25 protein-coding genes are annotated in these 26,522 nt (G+C 45.1%); 16 read left to right on the forward strand and 9 right to left on the reverse strand.

Annotation, left to right across the window (positions count from 1 at the left end):
• Positions 1-7: 7 nt before the first annotated feature.
• The 7 genes from fabF (at position 8) to ptsG (ending at position 7,411) form a co-directional block, all read left to right on the forward strand.
• Positions 8-1,252 carry a beta-ketoacyl-ACP synthase II gene (gene fabF, locus AACR75_RS12430; RefSeq protein WP_026028275.1) on the forward strand — a complete coding sequence of 415 codons (1,245 nt, stop codon included), beginning with the start codon at positions 8-10 and terminating at the stop codon, positions 1,250-1,252.
• Between the two features lie 77 nt (positions 1,253-1,329).
• Positions 1,330-2,127 (forward strand): aminodeoxychorismate lyase, encoded by a 798-nt coding sequence (gene pabC, locus AACR75_RS12435; RefSeq protein WP_047687847.1) that lies wholly within the window; start codon positions 1,330-1,332, stop codon positions 2,125-2,127.
• Positions 2,124-3,140: an endolytic transglycosylase MltG gene (gene mltG, locus AACR75_RS12440; RefSeq protein ID WP_017049103.1), complete on the forward strand. Its 1,017-nt coding sequence runs from the start codon at positions 2,124-2,126 to the stop codon at positions 3,138-3,140. Before pabC ends, mltG begins: the two co-directional genes overlap by 4 nt.
• The gene (gene tmk / locus AACR75_RS12445; RefSeq protein ID WP_047687849.1) at positions 3,137-3,781 is read left to right on the forward strand and encodes a dTMP kinase; all 645 of its coding nucleotides are present in this window, start codon (positions 3,137-3,139) and stop codon (positions 3,779-3,781) included. The genes mltG and tmk overlap by 4 nt, the downstream gene beginning before the upstream one ends.
• A gap of 9 nt (positions 3,782-3,790) precedes the next feature.
• A complete protein-coding gene (gene holB, locus AACR75_RS12450; protein WP_081989646.1) occupies positions 3,791-4,777 on the forward strand; it encodes a DNA polymerase III subunit delta' in 987 nt (328 codons plus the stop codon).
• Complete coding sequence (locus tag AACR75_RS12455; protein WP_017049100.1) at positions 4,768-5,553, forward strand: TatD family hydrolase; 786 nt, start codon at positions 4,768-4,770, stop codon at positions 5,551-5,553. Before holB ends, AACR75_RS12455 begins: the two co-directional genes overlap by 10 nt.
• Positions 5,554-5,980: 427 nt before the next feature.
• On the forward strand, positions 5,981-7,411 hold the full coding sequence (gene ptsG / locus AACR75_RS12460; RefSeq protein WP_047687851.1) for a PTS glucose transporter subunit IIBC: 1,431 nt from the start codon (positions 5,981-5,983) through the stop codon (positions 7,409-7,411).
• Positions 7,412-7,774: 363 nt separating this feature from the next.
• On the opposite strand, the gene AACR75_RS12465 is transcribed toward ptsG, so the two are convergent.
• From AACR75_RS12465 to AACR75_RS12475, 3 genes are all read right to left on the reverse strand, one after another.
• Positions 7,775-7,870, reverse strand: a complete 96-nt coding sequence (locus AACR75_RS12465) for a MetS family NSS transporter small subunit (protein ID WP_010319106.1) — start codon at positions 7,868-7,870, stop codon at positions 7,775-7,777.
• On the reverse strand, positions 7,870-9,330 hold the full coding sequence (locus AACR75_RS12470; RefSeq protein ID WP_047687853.1) for a sodium-dependent transporter: 1,461 nt from the start codon (positions 9,328-9,330) through the stop codon (positions 7,870-7,872). Before AACR75_RS12470 ends, AACR75_RS12465 begins: the two co-directional genes overlap by 1 nt.
• A 477-nt stretch (positions 9,331-9,807) precedes the next feature.
• Complete coding sequence (locus tag AACR75_RS12475; RefSeq protein WP_047687855.1) at positions 9,808-10,392, reverse strand: outer membrane beta-barrel protein; 585 nt, start codon at positions 10,390-10,392, stop codon at positions 9,808-9,810.
• A 134-nt stretch (positions 10,393-10,526) separates the two neighbouring features.
• Between AACR75_RS12475 and cydH the strand changes: the two genes are divergently transcribed.
• The gene (gene cydH, locus AACR75_RS12480; protein ID WP_094123948.1) at positions 10,527-10,616 is read left to right on the forward strand and encodes a cytochrome bd-I oxidase subunit CydH; all 90 of its coding nucleotides are present in this window, start codon (positions 10,527-10,529) and stop codon (positions 10,614-10,616) included.
• Positions 10,617-10,634: 18 nt separating this feature from the next.
• Positions 10,635-11,834: a patatin-like phospholipase family protein gene (locus AACR75_RS12485; protein WP_017048554.1), complete on the forward strand. Its 1,200-nt coding sequence runs from the start codon at positions 10,635-10,637 to the stop codon at positions 11,832-11,834.
• 18 nt (positions 11,835-11,852) lie between these two features.
• Here AACR75_RS12485 and pyk read toward each other — a convergent pair whose 3' ends face one another.
• Positions 11,853-13,301: a pyruvate kinase gene (pyk, locus tag AACR75_RS12490; RefSeq protein WP_017045267.1), complete on the reverse strand. Its 1,449-nt coding sequence runs from the start codon at positions 13,299-13,301 to the stop codon at positions 11,853-11,855.
• Positions 13,302-13,580: 279 nt separating this feature from the next.
• On the opposite strand from pyk, the gene mlc reads away from it, so the two are divergent.
• Complete coding sequence (gene mlc, locus AACR75_RS12495; RefSeq protein ID WP_013856420.1) at positions 13,581-14,798, forward strand: sugar metabolism global transcriptional regulator Mlc; 1,218 nt, start codon at positions 13,581-13,583, stop codon at positions 14,796-14,798.
• A 90-nt stretch (positions 14,799-14,888) separates the two neighbouring features.
• Positions 14,889-15,833: a chemotaxis protein CheV gene (locus AACR75_RS12500; protein WP_013856421.1), complete on the forward strand. Its 945-nt coding sequence runs from the start codon at positions 14,889-14,891 to the stop codon at positions 15,831-15,833.
• Positions 15,834-15,964: 131 nt separating this feature from the next.
• On the opposite strand, the gene AACR75_RS12505 is transcribed toward AACR75_RS12500, so the two are convergent.
• Positions 15,965-16,708 (reverse strand): YciK family oxidoreductase, encoded by a 744-nt coding sequence (locus tag AACR75_RS12505; RefSeq protein WP_017048556.1) that lies wholly within the window; start codon positions 16,706-16,708, stop codon positions 15,965-15,967.
• A gap of 90 nt (positions 16,709-16,798) precedes the next feature.
• Between AACR75_RS12505 and sohB the strand changes: the two genes are divergently transcribed.
• Positions 16,799-17,860, forward strand: a complete 1,062-nt coding sequence (gene sohB, locus AACR75_RS12510; protein ID WP_047687857.1) for a protease SohB — start codon at positions 16,799-16,801, stop codon at positions 17,858-17,860.
• Positions 17,861-17,924: 64 nt separating this feature from the next.
• On the opposite strand, the gene rrtA is transcribed toward sohB, so the two are convergent.
• Positions 17,925-18,518, reverse strand: coding sequence for a rhombosortase (gene rrtA, locus AACR75_RS12515; RefSeq protein ID WP_017045270.1), 594 nt, complete (start codon positions 18,516-18,518; stop codon positions 17,925-17,927).
• Between the two features lie 3 nt (positions 18,519-18,521).
• Here rrtA and AACR75_RS12520 point away from each other — a divergent pair, with 3 nt between their 5' ends.
• Positions 18,522-19,130: a tRNA-uridine aminocarboxypropyltransferase gene (locus AACR75_RS12520; RefSeq protein WP_047687859.1), complete on the forward strand. Its 609-nt coding sequence runs from the start codon at positions 18,522-18,524 to the stop codon at positions 19,128-19,130.
• 49 nt (positions 19,131-19,179) lie between these two features.
• On the opposite strand, the gene AACR75_RS12525 is transcribed toward AACR75_RS12520, so the two are convergent.
• From AACR75_RS12525 to AACR75_RS12535, 3 genes are all read right to left on the reverse strand, one after another.
• The gene (locus AACR75_RS12525; protein ID WP_047687861.1) at positions 19,180-20,505 is read right to left on the reverse strand and encodes an anti-phage deoxyguanosine triphosphatase; all 1,326 of its coding nucleotides are present in this window, start codon (positions 20,503-20,505) and stop codon (positions 19,180-19,182) included.
• A 58-nt stretch (positions 20,506-20,563) separates the two neighbouring features.
• Entirely contained in the window at positions 20,564-21,148 is a 585-nt protein-coding gene (gene yfbR / locus AACR75_RS12530) for a 5'-deoxynucleotidase (RefSeq protein ID WP_026028390.1), read from the reverse strand.
• A gap of 121 nt (positions 21,149-21,269) precedes the next feature.
• Positions 21,270-22,484 carry a pyridoxal phosphate-dependent aminotransferase gene (locus tag AACR75_RS12535; RefSeq protein ID WP_047687863.1) on the reverse strand — a complete coding sequence of 405 codons (1,215 nt, stop codon included), beginning with the start codon at positions 22,482-22,484 and terminating at the stop codon, positions 21,270-21,272.
• 217 nt (positions 22,485-22,701) lie between these two features.
• Here AACR75_RS12535 and AACR75_RS12540 point away from each other — a divergent pair, with 217 nt between their 5' ends.
• Genes AACR75_RS12540 through menH form a run of 3 tightly spaced genes read left to right on the forward strand, consistent with a single transcriptional unit; the run spans position 22,702 to position 26,499 of the window.
• Positions 22,702-24,009, forward strand: a complete 1,308-nt coding sequence (locus AACR75_RS12540; protein WP_047687865.1) for an isochorismate synthase — start codon at positions 22,702-22,704, stop codon at positions 24,007-24,009.
• On the forward strand, positions 24,006-25,721 hold the full coding sequence (gene menD, locus AACR75_RS12545; RefSeq protein ID WP_047687867.1) for a 2-succinyl-5-enolpyruvyl-6-hydroxy-3-cyclohexene-1-carboxylic-acid synthase: 1,716 nt from the start codon (positions 24,006-24,008) through the stop codon (positions 25,719-25,721). Before AACR75_RS12540 ends, menD begins: the two co-directional genes overlap by 4 nt.
• Entirely contained in the window at positions 25,711-26,499 is a 789-nt protein-coding gene (gene menH / locus AACR75_RS12550) for a 2-succinyl-6-hydroxy-2,4-cyclohexadiene-1-carboxylate synthase (protein ID WP_047687869.1), read from the forward strand. The genes menD and menH overlap by 11 nt, the downstream gene beginning before the upstream one ends.
• The last annotated feature ends 23 nt before the right edge of the window (positions 26,500-26,522 follow it).

A 26,522-nucleotide genomic window follows, 5' to 3' on the forward strand; every position in this document is an offset into this window, starting at 1 on the left:
TATGATCGTGTCCAAGCGTCGTGTCGTTGTCACTGGCATGGGTATGTTGTCACCGGTAGGCAACACTGTAGAATCTTCTTGGAAAGCCCTGCTAGCTGGTCAAAGCGGTATCGTTAATATCGAACATTTTGATACCACCAATTTTTCAACTCGTTTTGCAGGTCTAGTCAAAGACTTTAACTGCGAAGAGTATATGTCTAAAAAAGATGCCCGTAAGATGGATCTCTTTATCCAGTACGGTATTGCGGCGGGTATCCAAGCACTTAATGATTCTGGTATCACAGTAACTCCAGAAAATGCCCCAAGAATCGGTGTTGCTATCGGCTCTGGTATTGGTGGTCTTGACTTGATTGAAACTGGCCATCATGCCTTGGTAGAAAAAGGCCCACGTAAAGTGAGCCCGTTCTTTGTACCCTCAACGATTGTCAACATGGTTTCAGGCAACTTGTCTATCATGCGTGGTCTTCGTGGTCCAAATATCGCTATTTCTACCGCATGCACAACAGGTTTACATAACATTGGCCATGCGGCACGTATGATTGCATACGGTGATGCCGATGCGATGGTGGCGGGTGGTGCAGAAAAAGCATCGACACCACTTGGCATGGCGGGTTTTGGCGCAGCAAAAGCATTGTCTACGCGTAATGATGAACCGCAAAAAGCGTCTCGTCCTTGGGACAAGGGCCGTGATGGCTTTGTTCTAGGCGATGGTGCGGGTGTTATGGTTCTTGAAGAATATGAACATGCTAAAGCACGCGGTGCGAAGATTTACGCTGAGTTAGTTGGCTTTGGTATGTCTGGTGATGCTTATCACATGACTTCACCAAGCGAAGACGGTTCAGGCGGTGCGTTAGCGATGGAAGCCGCGATGCGTGATGCGGGCGTAACAGGTACTCAAATCGGTTACGTCAACGCTCATGGTACTTCGACTCCAGCTGGTGATGTTGCGGAAATTAAAGGTGTTAAGCGCGCTTTAGGTGAAGAAGGTTCGAAACAAGTTCTTGTCTCTTCTACTAAATCGATGACTGGTCATTTGCTAGGCGCGGCTGGTTCTGTTGAAGCCATTATCACCGTTATGTCATTAGTTGACCAAATTGTTCCACCAACCATTAACCTTGATGATCCAGAAGAAGGTTTAGGCATTGATCTTGTTCCACACACTGCCCGCAAAGTGGAAGGTATGGAATATGCAATCTGTAACTCTTTTGGTTTTGGTGGTACGAACGGCTCGTTGATTTTCAAAAAAATCTAATGATTGTGGTTGTGACACTTGAGTTTGAACGGCTTGATGCTTAGCATTGAGCCGTTTCTTTTTGTGGGGTAAGCACGATGTTTTGGGTAAATGGACAACCTAGTGACACTCTATCTCTTACTGATCGCTCTTTTCAGTATGGGGATGGTTGCTTCACAACGATTCTCGTTTGCGCTGGTGAGCTTCAATATTGGGATATGCACGTTGAACGCATGGAATCTTGTTTGCGGTGTTTAGCTATTCCCGCCCCTGATTGGCGGCAAGTTGAAGATTGGCTCTCAACGATCGTTCCTAGTACCGCAAAATCCGGTGTGAAAATTCATATTAGCCGCGGACAAGGTGGTCGGGGTTATAGCCCTGCTAACGTTGGCGATTCTCAAGTCACTATCAGTACCTTTGAGTACCCAGCCCATTATATTCAGTGGATAGCTGATGGTATCGAGCTTGGTGTTTGCCAACAGCGGATGGGACTCTCGCCATTATTGGCGGGTCACAAACATAACAATCGACTAGAACAAGTCTTATTAAAGTCAGAGATGGATGTAAAAGGGTACGCTGACGGCATCGCGCTAGACATCAATGAGCATGTCATAGAAACTACGGTTGCAAATATTTTTTGGGTGTCAGGGGGTAGGTTATGTACGCCAAGCTTAGACAATGCAGGCGTAGCTGGGGTTATTCGTCGTGTATTATTGGCGGCGGCTACCGATCTCAAGGTTGAAGTGAGAGCATTCTCATTAGAAGAGTTATTGTCGGCAGATGAAGTGTTTATTACTAACTCCTTATTAGGCGTTGCGCCTGTCACGGCAATTGCAAATACGATTTTCCCTATTGGTAAAATAACACGCTATTTTCAGGAGCGTTTTAACTCGTGATTAATCGAATTCTCGTTGTATTACTACTGATCATTATCGCCGTTGGAGCTGGATATTTCTACATTGAGCGACAGGTAGATGCTTATTTAGAACAGCCTCTATCGCTTCCTTCATCGCAAGTCGTGACCATAAAATCTGGTACAAGCCTTAATGGCGTATTAACGCTATTGAATGAGAAAAAATGGATAACGGATTTTTCGATGTACAAGTTAGTGCGACGTCTGCATCCTGAAATAACCAAAATTAAGGCGGGAACTTACCAAGTACAACCCGGAGATCGATTGATCGATCTCTTAAGTGACGTGATATCCGGTAAAGAGCATCAGTTCTCTATTACCTTTGTCGAAGGGAGCCGCTTTAATGAGTGGCGAGCTCTGCTTGCACAAACCGAAGGCGTGACAAACACGATAGCTGATTTGGCAGAAGCCGACATTGCCCAAAAATTAGGCATTGAGCAGCAAAAGCTTGAAGGATTGTTTCTAGCGGAGACTTATCATTTCCCTTTTGGAACGACCGATCTTGAGATCCTAAAAAGGGCCAATAGACGTCTTGAGAAAATACTCGATCAACATTGGGCCAATCGCCAGCCAAATCTGCCAATTAAAACGCCTTATGAAGCGTTGATTTTGGCGTCAATTATTGAAAAGGAAACGGCTATTGCTTCAGAGCGAGGGCGCATTGCCTCCGTTTTTGTCAATCGACTCAATAAACGGATGCGGCTACAGACAGATCCTACAGTCATTTACGGGCTTGGCGATGCCTACGATGGCAATCTTCGTAAAAAAGACTTAAGAACACCGACGCCATTTAATACTTATACTATTTTTGGTTTACCTCCTACGCCTATTGCGATGGCGGGGGAAGCCTCAATCAAAGCGGCATTAAACCCAGAGCAGAGTAATTATTTGTATTTTGTTGCCAGTGGCTCTGGTGGACACGTTTTTTCTAAAACATTGAATGAACATAATCGCGCTGTTCGCGCTTATTTAAAACAGTTAAGAACCCAGTCATGAATGCTAAATTTATTGTTGTAGAAGGTTTAGAAGGCGCAGGAAAAAGCACTGCTATTCAATCCATTAGAGAAACACTTATTGAGTTCGGCGTGACAAATATCACTCATACTCGTGAGCCGGGCGGGACTGTTTTAGCAGAAAAAATGCGCGCTTTAGTCAAAGAAGAGCATGACGGTGAAGTGCTTCAGGATATGACTGAGCTGCTATTAATGTACGCCGCTCGTGTTCAATTGGTTGAAAATGTGATTAAGCCTGCACTTGCGGCTGGTTCGTGGGTGGTTGGTGATCGCCATGATATGTCCTCTCAAGCCTACCAAGGTGGTGGGAGGCAAATTCCGCTAGAAACGATGCAAAACCTTAAAAAGGTAACGCTAGGTGATTTTAAGCCAGATTTTACTCTCTATTTGGACCTAGATCCGAGCATCGGTTTAGAAAGAGCCAGAGGTCGAGGTGAGCTTGATCGTATCGAAAAAATGGATATTGGTTTTTTTGAGCGCACGCGTGAACGTTACCTTGCCCTAGCTAAGGAAGATAAAAGCGTGGTCGTGATTAATGCTGAACAAACAATAGAAGCGGTGGCATTCTCTATCAAAGCAGCGTTAACCCAGTTTCTAGAAACCAATATGCTAGAGAGAAACTAGGGCTAAACATTGAGTAACAAATTAATGATAAATGATCTGTATCCTTGGTTAGAAGGCTATTGGCTTCAGTGGCAAACCAGCCTCAATAACCAGCAGTTCCCTGCGGCAAGCTTACTCATTTCTCCCTCAGGACTGGGCGCTGAACGGCTCATTGAGAAGTTGAGTGCAGCAGTGATGTGTTCGCACAGCCATTCAGAAGCGTGTGGGTTTTGTCATAGCTGCGAATTGATGAAGTCTGGTAGTCACCCTGATTTTCATCTGATCTCGCCTGAAAAAGAGGGGAAGGCGATTACCGTTGATCAAATTAGGCAATGCAATAAGTTGGCTCAAGAATCGGCGCAGCTTTCTGGTGCTCGCTTTATCGTTATTAATCCCGCCGATTCCATGAATGAATCAGCAGCGAATGCACTGCTCAAAACGTTAGAAGCTCCGGGGCGCAATTGTTTTTTCTTACTTGTCGCCTCTCGTATCAACCCATTACTCCCAACCATTATCAGTCGCTGTCAAAAAACGGTGCTGACACCACCGAGCAGTGAACAAGTCTCGCATTGGTTAAGTGAACAGACATCGCAACCTGTCCCTTCTTATGCGGCGCATTTAAATGGTTATTCACCACTAAATACATTGGCGTTTATTCAATCGGGAGAGTTAGCAAAATATCAGGCTTTTGAGCAAAATATTGCTCATTGCTTAACTGATGCCAGTGCCGATATTTCCGCTTGTGTGAAGCAGATTAATGAGGCGCCTACCCAATATTTGGCTTGGTTGTGGACCATGTTGACCGATACGCAAAAGGTAAAATTTGGCGTGGTTGAACAGCAGCAGCTTCCTATTAGCCTTCGATTAGCAAAACAGATCAGCTACCCAGTACTTTATCGCCAAACCAAGGCATTAACTCGTTTAATGGAAGAACTAAAGACGTTTAGTGGGCTCAATAGCGAGCTACTGATCAGCGATTGGCTATTTAACTTTAATGATGAGAAAACATGTTTGTAGATTCGCACTGCCACTTAGATAAACTTGATTACGATACGCTCCATATCGATGTTGCTGATGTAGTAGAAAAAGCTCGTCAAGCCAATGTTAAGCAATTGCTTTCTGTTGGCGTAACGCTGGATTCTTTTGAACCAATGTTAGAGCTTATTCAGCCCTTTGATAATGTTCATGCTTCTTGTGGTGTTCATCCACTTGACGTTGAAAGTCATTTTGAATTGACCCGCTTCCATCAATACGCGAGTCATCCCAAAGTGGTGGCGATTGGCGAAACGGGGCTAGATTATCACTATCAGCCGGAAACGGCTGAGTTACAGAAGTTACGGTTTTCACAGCACATTGAAACCGCCGTTGCCCTTAACAAACCTTTGATTATTCATACACGAAATGCCCGGGCTGATACTCTTGAAATGCTCCGTGATGGTGGGGCAGAAAGGTGCGGTGGTGTTATCCATTGTTTTACTGAAGATCTTGCCTTTGCACAAGCCGCTATGGAGCTTGGCTTTTATATTTCTATTTCAGGAATTGTCACGTTTAGACAAGCGACAGAATTGAAAGAAGTTGTGAAGGCGCTGCCCTTGGAACGCTTGCTGATTGAAACTGATTCCCCTTATCTTGCGCCGGTTCCACACCGTGGTCAGCAAAATCAGCCAGCCTACGTTGTTGAGGTTGCTGCTTATATTGCACAGCTAAAAAGTCTGTCATTAAAAGTAATTGAAGAAAAAACGACCGAAAATTACCAAAATCTTTTTTTGCGACGGAAAGTTGAATTGTCATGAGAAATGCGTGTAAGACGGCGTTTTTTATCAAGTTAGCGTGGTAATTAACAACTTATTACCTTGTTTACTTAATCTGTTGAAAAAATAAGCTTGAAAGTTAAAAATGTAATTTTGTTACTAAAAATAACAAGTGCGCTAATTTTATTCACTCTGTGAAATTAATGGCATTGTTAACAATATCATTATAAAACATAAAGTTATATTAATTGACTGGCAGGGTTTACACCCTCCCGCATTGTGATCGGTCTATTGTTTTGAAACAAAATTTCGTTACTAACTAGAAAGTTTGAGTGGCATCAAGATATATTTAGAGGCGAAAAATATAATGCGATATGTGGTTACATTTTCATTGGGTGCTAACATTTAGGCTACGGGGGTGTGCCGTTAGAACCCAAACAATTCTAATAACTTAATCAGGAGCATAAACATGTTTAAAAACCTTTTTGCAAACCTGCAGAAAGTTGGTAAGGCTCTGATGCTTCCAGTATCAGTTTTACCAGTTGCGGGTATTTTGCTTGGTGTGGGTGCAGCGAACTTTAGCTGGCTACCAGAAGTTGTTTCACATTTAATGGAACAAGCTGGTGGTTCGGTTTTTGGTCAAATGGCACTACTCTTTGCAGTAGGTGTAGCATTAGGCTTCACGAATAACGATGGTGTTTCAGGCCTGTCAGCAATTGTTGGCTATGGCATCATGGTTGCGACGCTAAAAGTAATGGCAGTCGTAATGGGTGTTGATAACATCGAGACAGGCGTTCTTGGTGGTATCCTTGCAGGTGGTGTTGCTGCTTGGACATTCAATCGTTTTTACAAAATTCAACTTCCTGAATATCTTGGCTTCTTCGCGGGTAAACGTGCAGTACCAATCATTACGGGTTTCCTTGCGATTGCTCTAGGTATTGTTTTATCTGTCATTTGGCCTCCTGTAGGTTCAGCTATTGCAACATTCTCTGATTGGGCTGCTAACCAAAACCCAGTAACCGCATTTGGTATCTACGGTGTTGTTGAGCGTTCATTGATTCCATTTGGCCTTCACCATATTTGGAACGTACCGTTTTTCTACCAAGCAGGCGAATGTGTTAATGGGGCTGGGCAGACAGTTAACGGTATCATGACTTGCTTCTTGACGGCTGATGATGCATCTCGTGCTGCTGGTAATGGCTTTGGTCAACTAGCGGGTGGTTATCTGTTTAAGATGTTTGGTCTTCCTGCTGCTGCATTTGCTATTGCACATTCTGCAAAACCAGAAAACCGCGCTAAAATAATGGGCATCATGGCGTCAGCCGCATTGACGTCATTCCTAACGGGTATTACCGAACCTATTGAGTTCTCGTTCCTATTCATTGCTCCTGTTTTGTATGCAATCCATGCGGTACTTGCAGGCCTTGCATATGTATTGACTAACGCTCTAGGTGTTGTTCACGGTCACACGTTCTCGAACGGTTTCATTGACTTTGTTGTTCAGTCTCCTCGTGCTGAAAACATGTTGCTACTGGTTGGTCTAGGTATTGCTTATGCAGTTCTATACTATGTCGTGTTTACTTTCGTTATCCGTACGATGAACCTGAAAACTCCAGGTCGTGAAGATGAATCTGAAGAAGCTTCTTCTGCTACAGGTAGTGAGTTAGCTGGTGAACTTGTTGCGGCCTTTGGTGGTAAAGAAAACATCACTAACCTAGATGCATGTATTACTCGTCTACGCGTTTCTGTTGCTAAAACAGAAGCAGTAAACCAAGAGAAATTGAAACAGCTTGGTGCTGCGGGTGTTGTTGTTGTATCGGGTGGCGTTCAAGCTATCTTTGGTACTAAGTCTGACAACCTTAAAACTGAAATGGATGAGTGGATCCGTAACCACGGTTAATTCATATCTTTTCATTCCCCTATAAAAAAGGAGGCGAAAGCCTCCTTTTCTTTTGCCGCTAACTCGTTCATCAGCCATCCCCTATTTTTATAAGTTGATCATTGCCATCTCATTTATTAGTTGAGTTGTCCGCTTGCGGCGATAAGACGGATCTCTCGCTTGGCTTGTTGACTTAACTCTCTTTTATCTCAAACGATAATCAAGTAAGGGCTATTTCGCTCTATTCCTTTATTCACATCACTTGTTTAATTTTGCTGTGGTTTTGGGTGGTATGAATAGGTTTGGCTTCAAGAGGCAGGTGTAGCGGTTGTCGACAGGCATAAAAAAAGCCGATGATGACATCGGCTTTTAGAATCAACAGGATTATTGTTTGTTCATGGCTTTTTTAATGCAGATGGCGGCGCCACCCCACGTAATGCCCAAACCAATAATCATCATAATAATTGCACTTGTCGTCATTAGTTGCACTCCTTGCGGCTTGTTGCATTGATTGTTACGCCTATAGCGAATAGTAACCCGATCATGACCCATCCTAGGGTGAGGTCATAACCACCGTAACCCTCTGTGAATAGAGCGTTCAGTTTTGTGGCGACAATAATGGCCAAAATTACAGGTGAGATAAAGCGCAGACAAATATCAAACCACACGCCAATATTGAAATCGGAAATGCTGTTCACGTATTTGCGTACGTCAGAAATCTTAAATAGCCATGCCATGAGCGTAAGTTCCACTAGACAGCTCGCCATAATGCCCACGTTGTTTGCGAAGTGGTCGACAAGGTCGAGCAGCAACAGGCCACCGTTGGTCGCAAAGGCCATTGAAACCAAAAACCCTACGCTGATAACTACATTAGCGGCCTTTTTACGGCTCCATTTTAGCTTATCGATGACGGCTGAGGTGACGGCTTCAATGATTGATATGTGTGAGCTTAGGCCTGCAACAACAAGTGCAAAGAAGAAGATTGGCCCAAGAATATAGGGCGCTGGCAATAGGTTGATAGCCGCTGGCAACGTAACGAATGCAAGCCCAACGCCCGCAGACACGACTTCTGTCAACGGTTTGCCTTGTTCATGAGCCATGTAGCCAAGAACAGAGAAAATCATAATCCCCGCCAGAATTGAGAAACCACAGTTGATCAATACTGTCATGAAGGCGTTATTCGTTATGTCTGATTTCTCAGGAAGGTAGCTGGAATACGCCAGCATGATGGCAAAACCAATACTTAGGGTGAAGAAAATCTGTCCATAAGCAGCAGCCCAAACCTTCACATCCCAGATCTTGTCAAAGTCAGGCTCAAACATGTAGTTCACACCATCTAATGCACCTGGTAGGAAAATCATGCGGCCAATCAAAAGCAGTACCATGATAAACAGTATTGGCATCATGATTTTTGAAGCGCGTTCGATTCCAGATTTCACTCCACCGACGATAGCAGCATAAGTAATGGCCCATGCAATCAGCATTGCAATGGCGATTTTCCATTGAATACTACCGAGATTTGTCGGTGAATTATCGCCTAGTACTAAATAGTTGCTAAAGAAGAAAGCATTAGTATCGGTTCCCCAACTTTGTGTAAACGACATACCAAAGTAGGAAATAGCCCAGCCAATAACGGCCACATAATACACAGCAATAATAGCGGCAACCCCTACTTGGAACCAACCTAACCATTCAAATTTTGCGTGAATTTTAGCCAGTGTGGCTGGTGCTGAACCGCGATGCTTTTGACCCATACTGAACTCTAGGATCATAAACGGTATACCCGCTGTGATCATGGCGAAAAGGTAAGGGATGAAGAATGCACCACCCCCATTCTCATAAGCCATATAAGGGAAACGCCATATGTTTCCAAGACCGATAGCCGAACCTACGGCAGCCAGAATGAACCCTGCACGGGATCCCCATTGTTCTCGCTTCATTGTTTACTCCTTTACGACTTCCCTGAGGTATGAAGCTTCTCTTCGGCTGCGGAGCCAGTGTTGGAGTGATGAATACTATCGGTACACTAGGTAGACCGTGAATATTTGCGCCATCATCCATGAACTGGCAAAAAGTTAGTGTTATATGTTGTCAGCTTTCCGAGAACTCAGAATATTGTTCTTAATAGTTCGATGTGTGTTTGCTGTATCTGAAATAATCAGCTACGCATGGGTTCGAGACTACAGACTAATATAAGTTAAGGCAATAGATTGTAAATGTTATTCCCTGGTTTTTTGATGGTGTATTAGTTGTTAATTAATTGGTATTTAGGTGGAATGAACGTCATTTTTTAATAAGAATGGAATTTATAACTTCGTTGTCTAAAAAATATAAATGATAAAACTATTTTTTGTCGAAGAGTGTATGACTGAAAAACATACACTCACTAGTGAATCACACCACAATTTTATCTTGGTTTAAAAACGAACTGTTAGGCCGATATTAGCCGAAAATTGATTGATCCAATCAGATTTAAAACGAATCGCGCACGTTTCTGAAGAGGGCAGTGTGCAGGTTGCTGAAGTTTCGTTGTCAACAGAGGTACCTAACCAACGCACTTGGCTATTCAGCGCAATGTTATCGGTAAAGGCATACTCAAAACCCCCAAACAAGCTTGAAGAAAAACCATATTTATCTTTAGCCCAGTCAACATCCGTATAAGAACCACCGATACCTAGGCCTATATAAGCGGTCAATTGTTGGCTTGTCGGATAATAAATGCTGCTTTGAAAGTGGAGATAATGGATGTTGGCATCCGCGTTAATGGTTTCAACAGAGGTGTTTTGAGTGGCATAAAACAGACCAATTCGGCCTTTTTCGTAATCAGTTTCAATAGCGAGGCCATAACCAGAGGAAGCTTTTAAATCGTATTCATTGCTGGTTTGATCCTCGACTTCCCCCCCAATGATATACCCAAAAAAGGGAGAAACGATGACTTGCGCTTGTGCATAGGGAGCAGATAAAGCTCCTATGATAAGAATGATTTTATTGTATTGATGCATAATTATTAACCTAAGCCACTTTTTAACGATTAGGTTATTGTGATGGTAACTCCATAATTGTGCACGAAAAATCAACGATTCTTGAAGATACTTCACACTGATGTTATTACTTTGTTATCTGATAGGAGGTGGCTATGGAACTTGATCTAAAATATGCATTAGTGATTACTGCAACGGTCTTTACTATTCTCGTCGGTTTTGGTTTGATCGCTATCAGCCATTAATCAACGAGGGTTCTGCTGATGAACACTAGTGGAACTATCTCTGATAAAGAGACGAGAGCGGATTTAGATCGGCTCTCGAAGTACATTGGAGGAAAAAATGCATTGGTTGCCCAAGGTGGTGGCCAAAGAGGTATTTTTACCGCAGGTGTGTTAGATGCGTTCCTTCTTTCCAATTTTGACCCCTTTGATGAATTTTATGGCACCTCTGCAGGTGCATTGAATTTGTGCGCTTACCTATGCCGTCAACATGGGTTAGGCAAGGCTTTTATTTTAGAACTCACCACGGATGCTAATTTTTTTAATCTATTTAGCTACGTTCGGCGTAAGCAGTTCATGAACTTGGATTGGGCTTTAGATCGCATATCGGAATTTCCTTATCGGTTGGATGTCGATATGGGAGCCCAAGTCCTTGCGAAAAGAAAAGCTTATGCTGCTGTTACCTCAGCACACTCACTCCACGACCATTATTTCCCGATATTAGAAAGTAACTGGCGAGAGGTGTTGATTGCCACCTGTGCGATTCCCCGCTTATATCCGCATGAAGTCAAGCTGGGTGATGACCTATATATTGATGGTGGAGTATCGGCATCAATTCCAGTTCAGGAGGCATGGCGTAGAGGTGCCCGTTTTGTTGCGGTAATCCGCACTGAATGCCCTGATGCCGACGCGGTAGAGAGTGGGTTACCGATGAAGCCGTTGCCTTCTGCTAAGCCTTACAACGAGGCTCATTGGCTACATGAACCTTTGCAAAATATTCAAGGTCAGTGGCGACAAAAATTGTCTTACTGGAAGCAAGAGTGGAGTGGTCTTCTCCATCAACAAATAGAACGTTCTAAGCTACAAAAACGTGAGCAAATGAATTTGGAGCTACTCAATGGTGGACGCTGGTTATTTGGCGCTGATGATATTTATCGCTTGAGTCATTTAATTGGTGACAAGTTTGATTCGGGGTTAGCGGATATGTTAATGGTGCATTACCAAACTTATTCTCTTACTCAAGAATTTTTGCGTGCGCCGCCGGATGATGTTTACATCCTACAGATTGTGCCCAGCGAACCACTGAGGTCAAGATCTCTCTTAAGCAGCAAAGAAGATCTGCTTTATGATTATGAGCTGGGACTGACGGCGGGTTATCGCTTTATCGACCAATTTAACCAAGCACAGTCGGCATATCAGTCCCGTATTGCATCACCGGATTATTTTCCCCGCGACCATTAAGTCAACGGGGAGCACGGGTTATTCAAGGACCGGCAGGATACGCATGCAGTTGGTTGACCCTTCGACATCCATAATGTCACCTTGAGTGATGATCACTAAGTCACCGAACTCTAACAATTTTTTCTCCTTAAGCGTATTGAGAGCTGCAACGGCCACATCAAAACCAGTGTCTGCTTTGGTATCAAAATAGACGGGTGTGACTCCCCGATATAGAGCGCAGCGGTTTAAACTTCGTTCATTGGGCGACATAGCAAAGATAGGCAGTACAGAATTTAAGCGTGAGGTCATAAGCGCTGTTCTTCCTGATTCGGTCAGAGTCACCATGGCTTTGATTCCTTCCATGTGATTGGCCGCATAGATAGTGGACATCGCAATGGTCTCTTCAGCAGTCACAAACGAAGTATCGATTCGGTAATTTTGTTGGCTAGCTTCGATCATTTTTTCCGCGCCGACACACACTTCGGCCATCGAACGAACCGTTTCTACTGGGTATTTACCAGCAGCAGTTTCACCTGAAAGCATCACCGCATCGGTTCCGTCAAGCACCGCATTGGCAACATCCATTACCTCCGCGCGGGTTGGCATTGGGTTCTCTATCATTGACTCCATCATTTGTGTTGCTGTGATCACTACTCTATTGAGTGCCTTAGCGCGGCGGATCAGTTTTTTCTGCACACCAACCAGCTCAGGATCACCAATTTCTACCCCCAAGTCACCACGAGCGACCATGATCACATCGGAGGCCATAATGATGTCATCAATATTGTGATCACTGGCCACGGTTTCTGCTCGTTCCACTTTCGCCACGAGCTTGGCCTCAAGGCCTGCATCACGAGCGAGGCGGCGAGCGTATTTCATATCTTCGCCATTGCGAGGAAATGAAATGGCTAGATATTCAACCTGTATTTCGGCGGCGAGTAGTATGTCTCGTTTGTCTTTTTCGGTCAGCGCTTCCGCCGATAAACCGCCACCCTTTTTGTTGATGCCTTTGTTATTTGAAAGTGGACCACCGACGGTGACTATGGTGTGTATTTTAGCACCATCGACTGCTGTGACGAGTAGTTGTACTCGTCCGTCGTCCAATAGCAGCAAGTCATCCTGTTGCACATCTTGTGGTAGTTTTTTGTAGTCAATGCCAACCGAGTCTTGGTCACCTTGCCCTGGGGGGAGCTCTGCATCAAGAACAAATCGGTCACCTTCATTTAAGTAGACTTTTCCTTCTTTAAATGTGGAGACTCTAATTTTTGGTCCTTGTAAATCACCAAGTAAAGCGACATGGCGACCCAACTTAGCAGCGATAGCTCTTACTCGTTGCGCTCGCAGTTTATGGTCCTCGGAGCTACCATGTGAAAAATTCATGCGCACAACATTTGCGCCAGCTTTGATAATCGCCTCTAATATCTCGCCTTTGTCTGTTGATGGGCCTAAAGTAGTCACGATTTTTGTTCTTCTTAACACAGCGGTCATTGTGTTCTCCTGATGGGGCGGGAATCTAGATTGAGTATATGCAAGATCTGGCGAAAGAAAGGGGATAAGAGTGAAATTTATCGACAGGTGTCAGATGATTTTTGTCACAAAAAAAGAGGAGTTTCATATTTTTTGAATGTAAACAAATGGCAGTTTATTGGCTAAATACACGAAGATCTAGGTATATCCGTGATGCTTGTCACGGCAATATACTAAAGCGCTTCACAATTACTTCGCAAAGTAAAAAAATTGGCATGTTATTGATTTCTGGAGCTCCCAATGTATATGGCGCAACCAGGCCATATTGATCATATCAAACAGGTCAATGCTGGTCGTGTATATAAACTCATCGACCAAAAAGGTCCCATTTCTCGCATCGATTTATCGAAGGAGAGTGAGCTTGCTCCGGCAAGTATTACCAAAATTACTCGTGAGTTAATTGAAGCTCATTTAATCCATGAAACGACAGTACAAGAAGCGATCAGCCGTGGCCGCCCAGCCGTTGGTTTACAAACCAATAATGAGGGATGGCAATTTTTATCCATGCGTTTAGGGCGTGGTTACCTAATTATTGCCCTGCATGAGTTGGGTGGTGAAGTGTTGATCGACACCAAAATTGAGATCCATGAGCTAGACCAAGATGACGTGCTCGCTAGGTTGCTTTACGAAATTGAAGAATTTTTTCAAACCTACTCGTCGCAATTGGATCGAGTGACGAGTATCGCAATTACCTTGCCCGGTTTAGTGAATTCAGAGCAAGGGATTGTGCTGCAGATGCCTCATTACAATGTGGAAAATCTGGCTCTTGGTCCTGAAATTTATAAGGCAACGGGCCTACCTGTATTTGTGGCGAATGATACCCGAGCTTGGGCACTGGCTGAAAAGTTGTTTGGCCACTCGCAAGGCAATGAAAATTCGGTTCTTATCTCTATTCACCACGGTTTAGGGGCCGGCATTATCCTCGATGGCAGGGTGCTGCAAGGTCGGCACGGGAATATCGGTGAGTTAGGTCATATCCAAATTGATCCGCACGGTAAACGTTGCCATTGTGGCAATATTGGCTGTTTGGAGACAGTCGCCAGTTCGCAAGCAATTCGTGAAGAAGTGGCGCTGCGTATTGCAAACGGTGAGGTTTCATCATTGACCGAGCACAGTGAAATCACTATTGAAGATATCTGTGAGGCCGCAGCAGAGGGTGACCCATTAGCGGTGGATGTGATAGAGAAACTAGGACGTTATTTAGGGGCCGCAATCGCAATTGTGATCAACCTATTTAACCCAGAAAAAATTCTTATCGGTGGTGTTATCAACCAAGCTAAGAACGTGTTATACCCTGCATTGCAAAAATGCATCGAAGAGCAGAGCTTACCTGTCTATCATCAAGATCTCGAATTAGTGGAATCACGTTTTTATAAACAGGCAACCATGCCCGGTGCGGCTTTGATTAAACAAGCTCTCTATGATGGACTTTTGCTGATGAAAGTTGTCGAAGGTTAATTTTTTTGCGGTTAGATCATTTATATTTTTTACAATTAACCCATATGGCTATACTGTTATGTGAGTTCACTATAATTTTCGGGATTTCGTATGTCAGGTGTTTTAAATACGGTTGACCAGCGCACCAATCTTGTCGGAGAGAATCGACTTGAGTTGCTTTTATTCAGCTTAAATAGCCGGCAAATTTTTGCGATCAATGTATTTAAGGTGAGGGAAGTGATCAAAGTTCCTCAGTTAACGAAATTGCCCGGTTCTCATCATAATATTACGGGTGTAGCCTCATTGAGGGGAGTGCCAGTTCCTGTCATTGATTTGCGCAGTGCGATCGGTTTTCCTCCATCTCGCTTGGATAGCCAGGAACAGAACCTCATCATCACTGAGTACAATCGAACCATTCAAGGTTTTTTGGTTGGGCAAGTTCGCAATATTATCAATACCGCATGGACTGAAATTCAGCCACCACCGCGTTTAGCTGGCCGTTCTAATTACCTTACCGCTATCACCCATGTTAAAGAGGTCAACAGTAGCCATATTGTTGAAATCATTGATGTTGAAAAAGTGTTAGCTGAGATTATTGATTATGATGTTTCTATCTCAGAAGGCATTCTTGATCATGATTTGGTTGCGGAGATGGTCGGGCGAAAAATTCTGATTGTGGATGATTCTTCAACGGCTCGTAACCAAATAAAAGGGACGCTCTCACAGCTTGGTTTGGAAATTGTCGAATGCAGAGATGGCTTAGAAGCATTGAATCTTCTGAAGTCGTGGAGCGATGAAGGAAGAGATGTAACGAGTGAGCTTTTACTGATGATCACCGATGCTGAAATGCCAGAAATGGACGGCTATAAACTGACTTCCGAGATCCGTAATGATCCGAGAATGAAATCACTATTTATTACGTTAAACACGTCACTCAGTGGCAGCTTTAATGAAGCCATGGTACAAAAAGTGGGTTGTGATCGTTTTATCTCTAAATTTCAACCCGATTTATTAGTACAAGTGGCACAAGACCGATTACGTGATGTGCTTTCGTAAGATTTTTAGCCATCATTACAATAAAGCCGTCTCTAATGTAATGTGCTGACATGAAATAGTAACGTTCACCTCAAACGACAATGCCTTGCTGATGAGGCAAGGCATTGAAAGATTAAGAAAAAGCTAAGCCATTACTTTTTCGGTTGTGCATCGATACATTGACCATTCACGGCTTGGCTTTCCGGCGCCATTAAATAGAGATAAAGCGGCATGATATCTTTAGGCGTTTTCAACAACTCCACATCTTCAGCGGGATAAGCTTTAGCGCGCATGCCAGTGCGCGTGCCACCGGGATTAATTGCATTCACTCGAATTGATGTGTTGCTTAGCTCATCAGCTAGCACTTGCATCATCCCTTCTGTGGCGAATTTTGACATAGCATAAGTGCCCCAAAAAGCACGACCATCATGGCCTACGGTTGAAGAGGTAAATACAATCCGCGCATCTGGAGATTTGTGCAGCAATGGCAGCGCCGCTTGGCTGAGTAAGAATTGCGCTTTGACGTTGACCTGCATGACATCGTCATAAGAATCTTCACCGATCTGATCAAACGGGCTGATCACACCCAAAAGCCCCGCGTTATGTAGCACGCCATCTAAGCGACCAAACTGCTCTGCAATGGTATCGATCATATCGAGGTAATGTTGCTTGGTGGCTCCTTTCATGTCCAGCGGAACAATCGCAGGTGTTGCGTAGCCAGCGTTTTCTATCTCATCATAAGTTTGTTCTAACTTTTTCACCGTGCGGCCGAGCAAAATGACGGTTGCGCCGTGGGCTGCATAGCTGATGGCGGCTTGTTTACCGATACCGTCGCCAGCACCTGTAACTAAAATGACTCTATCTTTGAGGGCATCTGCAGAAACTGAATAATCCACCTTGTGCTTCCTTATTGTTATGATTTGCTTTAAGTCTTCGTGACAAGGTGGTTACAATACACCAAATCAAAACCTATGAGGATTAGGACGTTGGAATTTTTATTGGACTACGGCCTATTTTTGGCCAAGATTGCGACAATCGTCGTCGCTCTTGTTGTGCTATTGGTCATTGTGAAATCGGTGGGCGGAAAAAACAGCGCGCAGAAAGGCGAGCTGGAAGTAGTGAATTTAACCGAGCGTCATAAAGAAATGGTCGAGCAGATGGAACACCATCTGCACGATGATGCTTTCTTGAAGGCTCGCGATAAAGCAGAAAAGAAAAGCGAAAAAGAGAAAAACAAAGCACGTGACAAAGCGATCAAAAAAGCGGCCAAAGAGGGAGCGCTAGATACCATACGTGAACCGCATCTCTTTGTCTTGGATTTCAACGGCAGTATTGATGCCAAAGAAGTGAGTTCGTTACGCGAGGAAGTGACCGCCATTCTCGCCGTTGCTCGTCAAGGTGATGAAGTGCTGCTGCGTTTAGAGACTGGTGGTGGCATGGTGCATGGTTATGGTTTGGCTTCTTCGCAGCTCGATCGCATTAAAGCAGCTAGGTTACCCCTAACCATCGCAGTTGATAAAGTAGCCGCCAGCGGTGGTTATATGATGGCGTGTATTGCTGATAAAATTGTGGCCGCTCCTTTTGCGATTGTCGGTTCCATTGGCGTTATCGCGCAACTACCTAACTTTAATAAACTGCTTAAAAAACATGATATTGAATTTGAACAGTTGACCGCAGGTGAATACAAACGCACGCTGACTATGTTTGGTGAAAACAGTGATAAAGCGCGCGATAAGTTCAAGCAAGAACTCGAAGAGACTCACGAACTGTTTAAAGATTTTATCCGCGAGCATCGTCCAGCGCTTGACCTTGAGAAAGTGGCCACTGGTGAACACTGGTTTGGGACTCAAGCTCAAGAGCTCGGTTTAGTCGATGAGATCAAAACTTCTGACGACTTAGTGGTTGCTGCGTGTAAAGATAAAACGGTACTGGCAATCCATTATGTGCAGAAGAAAAAACTGACTGATAAATTGGCTGGTGTTGCGGGCGAAGCGGCTGATAGCGTGCTTCTGAAATTGATCAGTCGCGGTCAACGGCCAATCGTTTAGGTTAGGCGCGTCTTTCTCGAAGCAGGCAGATTATTTTTCGGAGAGTATTAAGCGGAGAAGTGCGTTACTTCTCCGTTTTTTTTGATCTCAGCCATTCACCGATGGCGAGTATCAACCCGGCCAACATGCCTGCTAAATGCGCTTCGATAGCCACGCGTGCATTAATAAGCTCACTGGTGTTACTTGAAGCGCCGAAAATTTGCTCCCAGACAACTTTGACAATAACACCAACCACCAACAGCCAACTGCTGCGACGCCCTTGCAGTGCTTCTTGCAGCGCCAAATAGGCAAACATTCCATGGAGCGCGCCTGAAAGGCCGACATAGACTTGCATACGGCTCAAAAAAAGGCTGACGCCTACCATCAGGCTGGTTGCCAGAAGGCTGATTAACCATTTTTTACTGCTCGGCTGAAACACAAAATGGATAATCCACAGCCCTGCGAGGTTCATACCAAGGTGTGTAAAGTTGGTGTGTGTGAAATTTCCTGTTAGGATCCGCCACCATTGGCCCGCTTCAATGGCAGGCCGATTCCACGCACTGAGGGCGGCCAGTGGCGGCCATTGCAACCCCAAGCAGACCAAGCTGATAGCAAGTAGTGCAAAATAACGATTTTTTTGATGGTTTATGTTTAGTAAGCAAAGGCGAAAGTAATTCACGTTATGTCTCGATACTGTTCTCAATGTGGTAAAGCGCGAAAAGCCTGCATCTGTTCTTTGATCGTACCGCTTTCCTCGTCGGTCGAGCTTATCATTCTTCAACATCCGACAGAAGAACATCGCCCAATGGGCACAGCCCGAATTCTCGATTTATCTTTAGCGAATTGCAGGCGCTTTGTTGCCGAAGATTTTAGCCAGCACACTCAGCTGAACGAGTGCTTAGCTGAGCCGGATGTGCTCAACTATGTACTTTACCCGCATGAGACTGCGCAGCCCGTGTCGGCTATGAATATCAATGCTGATACCAGAAAAGTACGAGTTATTTTACTCGATGGTACTTGGAAGAAAGTGTATAAAATGTGGCAACTCTCGAGCAATTTACATTCGCTACCGTGTTTGCACTTGCCGACCGATCTCAAAGGCAATTATCGCATTCGCAAGGCACCGAGTGAAAACAGCTTATCAACCGTTGAAGCTGGTTTTCATATCTTGTCATTGCTTGAGCCACGGCAAAATTTTCAACCGCTCCTTGATGCTTTTGATGCGATGGTTGCCTTTCAAATTAGCCAAATGCCAGCTGGGGTTTTTAAGCAAAACTATATCAGCGAGTAACCGCTATATCAGTGAGTAATGATGGCAGAAGCTACCACTCAACCAGCCATTAATAGTGATTATGAGCTGAGAAGAGTTGTTGATGGAGCCTTTGCGCATAGCCATCGGTCATAGCCGAAATATAGTCACAGATAACGCGCATACCATCGTTTTCATTGGTTTGGGCTTGCCACTTACCGCGCGTTGTTTCTGGCAGTAAGCGTTCAGGATCGGCGCTTAGCGCTTCAAATAGATCCATGATGATTTGTTGGCCTTTGTATTCAAAACGCTGCACTTGCGGAATTTGAATCACATATTGGCTCACAAATGATTTCAGTACTTCCAGTGCGGCGGCCATATTGGGTTCTAAATAGGCGTTGAAGGCGAGTAGTTCATTCTCGAAATGCGCATCAACGGCTTGAATATGAATGCTAGTCAGTAGCGCATTAACAATCCCGCCAATCGCATCTTTACGACGATAATGTTTGCCTGCAAACAGCATTTCACTGATGGAAGCGATGTGTTCTTCAAACCACGCATCGCCGCATTCGGCCAGTTTCGGGGCTGCGGCCTCTTGCCACTGTTGGCGAGTCACCATGCCAAGCACGATGGCATCTTCTAAATCGTGCACGCCGTAGGCAATGTCATCGGCCAGCTCCATGATTGAGCAATCGAGTGATTTAAAGCGAGTCTTGTGATGTTGATAAGGCGTTGTGGGCTGACCACGCATTTGACTGAGTAGAGCTTTATCTTGCGCAGAGAGCGGCTCCGTTACCCAAGAAAAAATCGCGTGATCGCAATCGTATATTCCCTTAGCAGGCGACCACTCTTTAGCTTTCAACTGACGCTGGTGAGCGACTGCATTGGGTTGCTGTACGGCGCGAGTTTGGCTCAGCAGCGCAGGGTATTTTAATAACCCCAGCACAGTGCGGCGTGACAGGTTCATACCATGGTGTTCGGTGTAAGGCTCTAAGCTGGTCACAATTCGGAAGGTTTGCGCGTTGCCTTCAAAGCCGCCGTGATCGCGCATCATATAATTGAGCGCCACTTCACCGCCATGACCATAAGGAGGGTGACCGATATCATGCGCTAGGCATAAGGAATCGATCAAACTATCCGAAGGCAGCAAATCACGAAACTCTGGTTGCTTGAGTTTAATTTGCGCCACTATACCAGTGCCGAGTTGCGCGGCTTCTAAGGAGTGAGTGAGGCGAGTGCGATGAAAATCATTCAAGCTAGTGCCATGTACTTGAGTTTTGGCTTGCAAGCGACGAAATGCTGCCGAGTGAAGAATACGTGCCCGATCGCGTTGGAAAGGGCTGCGGTGATCATCGCGGCGGATTTTATGCTCATCATCTTGGCGTTCAAGCCATTTGGGGTCAATGGATATATCCATGCCATCTCCTGCAGTACATTTATGTTTTTCAAACACTTAACAAGTAACTTAGCGTGAGTTAGCTGATCTCGTCCAGCGTTAATTCGAAACTAGGGGCAAAGGTATTGAGAAAATACTCCATCTCAGGTGTATGGCGATCTCGCAAGGTGACGTCTAAACGTTTTTTGGCCAGCGCATATTCATGGTTGCCCGCGCTGAGTTCTTCTAAGCATTTGAGATAGGCGCAGAGTGAATCTGCCTGTTTGACTATCGCCACATCTTCAGGGTGCGCGGCGTCTGAAACGAGATATGGAGCAAAATCCTCACGCAGCTCTTCAGGCAACATCGAGAGCAGTTTTTGTTCGGCGGCGGCTTCTATCTTTTTGTATTCTTTCGCAATATCGGGGTTGTAGTATTTAACTGGTGTCGGAAGATCGCCCGTCAACACTTCACTGGTATCGTGGTACATACCTAAAATCGCAATCCGTTCAGGGTTGACCTTGCCGCCAAATTTTTTGTTTTTGATTACGGCTAAAGCGTGAGCGACAAATGCCACTTGTAGGCTGTGTTCAGAGATATTTTCACTGGAGATGGATCGCATTAAAGGCCAGCGTTGAATTAACTTCATTCGGGCTAAGTGAGCAAAAAAGTGACTCTCTTTCATTGCAATAAACATCCTTGCTGTGTCGGGGGCCAAGAGAAAAATTGGCGATTAAAAGAAAACGGGCGCACTTTTAGTATCGAAAAGTGCGCCCGTTTAGCATATGGAAGTTTACGTCAGAATGCTACTGACTGTAGGTCGATAAGAAACGTTCGAAGCGGCCAATGGCAATTTCCAAATCTTCAATATGCGGTAAGGTGACAATGCGGAAGTGGTCCGGTTTTGGCCAGTTAAAGCCCGTTCCTTGAACCAATAGCACTTTCTCTTGTTTTAAGAAGTCGAGCACCATTTTTTGGTCATCTTTAATGCTGTACATTTTCGTGTCGATTTTCGGGAACAGGTACATGGCTCCTTTAGGTTTGACACATGAGACGCCGGGGATCTGGTTGATCAATTCCCACGCGCGATCGCGCTGTTCGAGCAGTCGGCCGCCGGGCAAAATCAGCTCATTGATACTTTGATAGCCACCTAATGCGGTTTGAATCGCATGCTGCATGGGCACGTTGGCACACAAACGCATTGAGGCAAGCATTTCCAAACCAGCCACATAACCTTTGGCGATGTGTTTTGGCCCGGTAAGGAACATCCAACCACCACGGAACCCGCACACACGGTACGCTTTTGACAGGCCGTTAAAAGTGACCATTAAAACGTCATCAGCCAGTGTTGAAATGGGCGTATGGGTTGCACCATCGTATAAGATTTTGTCGTAGATTTCGTCGGCGAAAATGATCAATTTATGCTTGCGGGCAATCTCAACAATTTCCAGCAGGAAATCACGGCTATAGACAGCACCTGTTGGGTTGTTGGGGTTGATCAACACAATACCGCGTGTTTTGGGAGTGATTTTGTTTTTAATGTCGTTGAGATCAGGATACCAATCGGCCTCTTCATCACATAAGTAATGCACAGCGGTGCCACCGGAGAGGGCGACCGAAGCGGTCCATAATGGATAATCAGGAGCAGGGACAAGCATTTCATCGCCATTATTAAGCAGCGCTTGCATCGCCATCACGATAAGCTCTGAAGCACCATTACCGATGTAAACATCTTCTACATCTAGGCTACGCAGCCCTTTTTTCTGGTAGTGTTGCACCACGGCTTTGCGCGCGGAATAGATCCCCTTTGAGTCGCAATAGCCTTGTGAAGTAGGCAGATTACGGATCACATCAACTAGGATTTCATCTGGGGCGTCAAAGCCAAATGGGGCGGGGTTACCAATGTTTAACTTCAGTATTTTATGCCCCTCTTCCTCCATGCGTTTAGCATGTTTGAGTACAGGACCCCTAATGTCATAGCAGACATTGTCGAGTTTTGACGACATCCCGATATTTTGCATTGTATAATTCCTGAAAAATAAATAATTTCTTTATTAAACTACACTAAATTGATGTTTGATAGAATAAAAATCTGCCACTGTGCGCTTTTAGGGTACAGATGAGGATGCCCGTTATCACAGGAATCTGCAAAAGATAACTCGTAACCTTGATTTCGTTTCCCTCTCTAAATAGAGTAGCCGTCAGTAGAGCCCGTGTCTCAATGTTTTCGAGGTCGATTTGTCGCATTTTCATCAAGCTATTGCTCGGTTAATCGAGCAAATAAACGACGCGAAGGATGATGACGTTCGTTTTGTACAAATACTGCAAGAAGCTCCCCCTTTCGCGCCAATTGATTGGCTTGAAGCGCAGCCCATTTTCCCTAAATTTTATTGGCAGTCACGTGATACGCGCGAAGAAGTAGTGGCATTAGGTCAACTGTATACTTTTTCTGAGGCTGAACCTGCCTACGCTATTCTTGGTCAGGAGCAGCGAGTTTGGGGTGGACGTTCTTTTGATGGGCATACGGACAAAAATCGCCGTTGTCTATCCTCATTTTTCTTTTTACCGCAAATTGAGCTGATTTGCTGTGATGGTCAGTGGTCATTGGCGGCGAATATTACCGCTGAACGCCAACGAACCTTGGTCGCACTGCATAAACTGCAACTTGATGTTAGTCCGTTACGTGGTATGACGTCACATATAAAACAAGTCACCCATCAACCTAATGAGGTGAAGTGGCAGCAGTTGGTCAATCAAGTGCTTGAGGGAATTGGTCATCAAGCGTTTAAGAAAGTGGTACTCGCGCGGCAAACGACACTCAGTTTAGATAAGCCGTTAAGCGCGGCGCAGTTGCTTAAGGCAAGTGCGGCGCACAATCATCACAGTTTTCATTTTTTATTAGCATTTGATCAAAAACACAGCTTTATGGGGTCGACACCTGAGCGTTTGTACGCTCGTCAAGGGCAGACTTTGTATACCGAAGCGCTGGCGGGAACTATAGGTCGGGGAGAAAATGCGAGCCAAGACATGGAGTTATCTCATTGGCTTACTCAAGACAGTAAAAATCTTAATGAAAATCAATATGTAGTGGATGACATTATTGAACGGTTAACGCCTCATTCTGAAAGGGTTGATGTTGAACAGGACGTCCGTTTAGTGCGTTTGCGCAAAGTGCAACATTTAAAACGGGGTATCCATGCGCAGCTGAAAAAGGGTGTGAATGGTGTACAACTGCTGAACGCGTTACAACCGACCGCAGCCGTGGCTGGCCTGCCGCGTAAAGCGGCGATGGATTTTATTCAGGCTAATGAGCCTTTTGCACGTGGTTGGTATGCTGGCTCAGTCGGTTATTTTAGCCATCAACAAGCGGAGTTTTGTGTGGCGATTCGCAGCGCTTTGCTGGTGGACAATCAGGTCCAACTGTTTGCCGGAGCGGGCATTGTTCCAGGTTCAGTTGCTGAGCATGAATGGCAAGAGTTAGACAAAAAAATGGCAACCTTACTGAGTTTGATCAGCGACCATTTTCCTCTAGGAGTGGCGTCATGAAGCATGACCAAGCAGTGCTGAACCGAATTTGGAGCCAAACGCTACTTGAGGAGCTTACTCGACTTGGGGTGCAAGAGATCTGTATTGCACCAGGTTCACGCTCGACACCTTTGACCTTAGAGGCGGCCGCCAATCACAAGCTTTCAATCCATACTCACTTTGATGAGCGTGGGCTGGGCTTTCTTGCTTTAGGTCTTGCTAAGGCGAGCCAAAAGCCAGTTGCGGTGATTGTCACTTCTGGCACGGCGGCGGCTAATTTACTGCCAGCGATTGCTGAGTCACACCTCACGGGTGAAAAACTCGTTGTACTCACGGCTGACCGGCCCGTTGAGCTCGTGGGATGCGGTGCGAATCAAGCAATCAATCAAGTAGGTATTTACTCATCACATGTCACGCAGGCGGTGAATCTACCCAGTCCATCGACGACTATTCCATTGACTTGGTTGTTAACCACAGTGGATGAGGCTATGGCCAACCAAGATTATATGGGTGGTGCAATACATATTAACTGTCCCTTTCCCGAACCACTTTATGCCGAACATGATGTAGATCTTTACGCGGACTATTTAGCTGTGATTGAAGCGTGGCGTCAGCGTGAGCAAGCATTCAGCTCTCGCCAGTACCAAACCCAAACTAAAACGTTAGATGATGGTGCATGGCTGAGTAAAAAAGGGCTGGTGATTCTTGGTTCGTTGACATTAGCTGAAGCGAAGAAGGCCAAGCATTTTGCCAACAAACTTGGCTGGCCAGTCTTATGTGATCCACAATCAGGCGTGAGCAGCGAATGGGCGCATTTTGATTTATGGTTGCAAAATGCGCGAGCACGTGAGCTGCTTAGTGAAAGTGAGGTGGTGATCCAATTCGGTTCACGGCTGGTCTCAAAACGGCTTACTCAATGGCTAGCTAGCCATGCTCACATGGGTAACGTGCAGTATATTTACGTTTCACCCCAAATGGCACGTAATAATCAAAGCCATCTGATGCAACAGCAGTTTGTCACTGATATTGCGTGCTGGGTCGATCGGCATATTGGTAAATTAACGGCTTTAGGTGCGGCGCAAGCGGGTTGGTCGGATCGGATAAAAAGTGTGGCGCAAGAGATTGCCCAACTGGCTAAATTACATTTGAACGGTGACTCTTCCATTACAGAGATTGGTTTAGCGCTCGATATGGCCGAGCGTAGCGAAGGGGCCAACCTATTTATCGGCAACAGTTTGTTCGTCCGTTTAGCCGATATGTTTGCTCAAATTGAGGGACGTTCGGTTTACTCCAATCGAGGCGCTTCGGGCATTGATGGCTTAGTGGCAACCGCCGCAGGAGTACAGCGAGCCAAGCATAATCCAATGTTGGTATTTATTGGTGACACGTCATTGCTGTATGATCTGAATTCTCTAGCTCTGCTTAGCCAAGTCAGCACGCCTCTGGTGCTGGTGGTGGTGAATAATGATGGAGGCGCTATTTTTGATCTATTACCCGTTCCCAAAGCGCACAAAACCGCCTTGTACCAAATGCCCCATGGCTACCAATTTGAACACGCTGCACGGCAGTTTCGTTTAGGTTATGTTTGTCCGCAAACCTTATCTACTTATCAAAGCTTAGTCCGTGAGCATTTACAGCAGGGTACTGGCACCTTATTGGTTGAAGTGACCACGCCGTCTGGGCAAGCCGGTGAGCAAATCACACAATTTACCCAGCAAGTCTATGCTTTGTAGTCGTTTTTATTGCAGCACCACCACAGGTTCGACGTCGGTCGAGCCTGTGGTGGTTTTTCTACATGGTTTACTAGGCAGTGGGCGAGATTGGTCGAAAACGGCGCTTTTCCTTTCGCCATACTCGCAATTATGGATTGATCTTCCCGGTCATGGCGGTAGTCAGTCTCTCTTATGTGATGATTTTGATGAGTGCTGCGCTCACATTTCTGCAACCGTGCTTAAGCAGCTTGGCGAAAAAACACCTATCGTATTGGTGGGCTATTCACTTGGTGGAAGGCTGGCAATGTATGGCGTGGCGATGCAGCGTTTTTCGGCGTTGAATATTCAAGGTTTGATCGTTGAGGGTGGCAACTTCGGCTTGCAGAGTTCTTTTGAACGTGAGCAACGATTGAAAAATGATCACCATTGGGCACATCGTTTCCAAACTGAGCAGATTGAGCGAGTTTTGGTCGATTGGTATCGTCAACCCGTTTTTTCTTCATTAAATCATGAGCAAAGACAAACTTTAGTCACTCAACGCAGTGCTAATCTTGGGGCGGCAGTGGCTCACATGCTACTTTCGACTTCATTGGCAAAGCAGCCTTATCTGCTCGCACAACTTGAGCAAGTCGCATTGCCAATGGTCTATGTTTGTGGGGAGAAGGACAGTAAGTTTGTTCATCTGGCACAGCAAAGCGGTTTCGAATATCGCCAAGTGCGGGCTGCAGGGCATAATGTCCATTATGAGCAGCCCGAAGTATTTGCTCATCTTATTCAAGAATTTATCAGCCAATGCTAACGCGTTGGTTCAAAAAATAATTA

The organism is Vibrio sp. ZOR0018 (genome assembly GCF_963865925.1).
GTDB lineage: Bacteria > Pseudomonadota > Gammaproteobacteria > Enterobacterales > Vibrionaceae > Vibrio > Vibrio anguillarum.